Annotated in this window: 1 protein-coding gene and 1 pseudogene; one reads left to right on the top strand and one right to left on the bottom strand. The window is 37.8% G+C overall.

Translation table 11 applies throughout. The annotated features are described in order from the left end of the window. A partial coding sequence (locus ACIQZG_RS24450) for a transposase (protein WP_402758758.1) occupies positions 1–546 on the top strand: 546 nt, incomplete at its 5' end. A 522-nt stretch (positions 547–1068) separates the two neighbouring features. Here ACIQZG_RS24450 and ACIQZG_RS24445 read toward each other — a convergent pair. Beyond that, a pseudogene (locus tag ACIQZG_RS24445) lies at positions 1069–1563 on the bottom strand (serine hydrolase domain-containing protein); the annotation flags it as partial.

Genomic DNA, 1563 nt, shown 5'->3' with positions numbered 1-1563 from the left:
ACAGAAGGAACACAGATGGCCCAACATGAAATCGCCACGCTCTTACGTCAGTATCGGTTATTAGAAACCGAAATTGAAACTGTAAATAATCAATTAGCAGAAATGGCACAAACAACAATCGAATATGAAATACTGGCTTCAGTTCCTGGTTTAGGAGACACGACAATCGTTGATTTACTATCAGAAGTAGAAAGCTTCTCACTTTATGAAAATCCACGCCAACTTATAAAACTAGCGGGATTAACATTACGTGAAAGCTCGTCTGGTCAACATAAAGGACAAAAACATATCTCTAAACGAGGAAGAAAGAAGCTTAGAAACACCCTGTTCAAAGTAATAGTACCGCTAATTCGTCATAATGAAGCGTTCAAACAACTTCATGAATACTACACAACACGCCAACAAAATCCCTTAAGAGGAAAGCAGTCAATGGTGGTGCTTTGTGGTAAATTACTGAGGGTATTACATGGTATTTGCAAGAAGAAACTCTTATTTAACGAGCAACATATGATGAAGGACCTTTACTGTCTCGCAGAGGGAGCGTAATAAATTCTTTCATCGAACTATAAAAAGAAGGATGACACGGAGAAGCCAGCAAAATAACTAAACTCAGACTATGAGTCTCCGAGGCAGCATAGCAGGCCTCTGCCTTATGAATAGACCGAACGAAGGAATGTAAGCGCGAATGACGCTAAGAGACATGGGAGGGTACGTCGTCATAAGTATCGCAGAGATCCATTGTGCATCACATAGTGGATTAAAAAGCTAATGATTTCCATTAGTTTTAGCGAAGCGTACTCCTAGTTTGTAAATTATAACTATAAATTCAAAACACTGTTTATAAATGAAGTGAAAAAATTTTTTCTCCATCATGAAATGGTTGAAAGCGTTGATACATCAATGTTTATAGAGGGAGGTTAGTGGAAGCAATAGTAATTAGGTTTGACTGGGGAAATTGTCGATGATATTAAAAAAGACACCGAAGTGTCTTATGTTTTTCAAATTAAGCATACCGATAAATTGAAATTTAATTACTTAACATTATGCTTATCATGGGAATGAGGTATTTTATCGGTGAGTGTATACAAACCATGTAATGCTTGCTGTTAATAATGCTGACGAAATCAAAGCTGTAAGAACGCTATATGTTTGCCAAATAAGTATCGTTGACCAATCGAAAGCACAGCACAGTATACCCAGGGCAATCGTAGCGATCAGGAAAATAACTGTTACGATTATTCTCTTTTTTGTCATTGGATGCCGCTCATTCGTTTTCCTTCTGCGTAATCCTAAGAGAAATAGCAAAACGGCCAATAGGCAAAGAATAATTGTGATAGACGACAAAATAATATCCAAAAGCTGTGTGCCGCTTATTTCATATGACTGAGTTAGATTGCCGTCTAATATATCTTTAACTTTTAGTACCAGGTTTATATTGGTATTTGCGCCGTTACTCAGCAAGCAGATGGCTGTTCGTTCATTTAGCAGTATGACTACTTCGGTTCTGAAATTTGGATTGCCCCCAGTGTGTTCTATAATCGTTTGGTCGGCGTTTACCGACCA

This window comes from Lysinibacillus sp. NPDC096418 (genome assembly GCF_044762775.1).
GTDB lineage: Bacteria > Bacillota > Bacilli > Bacillales_A > Planococcaceae > Lysinibacillus.
This window is presented reverse-complemented; position numbering and strand designations above follow the sequence as displayed.